The organism is Streptococcus sp. KR (genome assembly GCF_002238115.1).
Classification (GTDB): domain Bacteria; phylum Bacillota; class Bacilli; order Lactobacillales; family Streptococcaceae; genus Streptococcus.
In genome coordinates, this window is the sequence record NZ_NGVM01000253.1 from 1 (window position 1) to 277 (window position 277).

Sequence of the window (277 nt, forward strand, 5' to 3'; positions counted from 1 at the left end):
CAAGAGATATTCAAGGTGATGTCATTGATTTTGTTCGACTTGTTAAGGGAATTTCCTTTAAAGAAGCTCTAGCCTTTCTTTCTGAAGAACCTTTTCAAAAAGAAGCTATTCAAGAAAAAAGAGAGAGACCATTTTATTATCCTTTAAAGAGAGTAGAAGATTCTAACTGCAGTTTGACTAGATATTACTTAACAGAATGTAGAGGAATCTCAGAAGAAATCATACAAAAGATGATTCAACAAGGTTTGATAGCACAAGCTAGTTGGAAAACAAATGA

General features: G+C 32.5%; 1 pseudogene. It reads left to right on the top strand.

The window, feature by feature from the left end:
• A pseudogene (locus CBI42_RS11820) lies at positions 1–277 on the top strand (DUF3991 domain-containing protein); the annotation flags it as partial.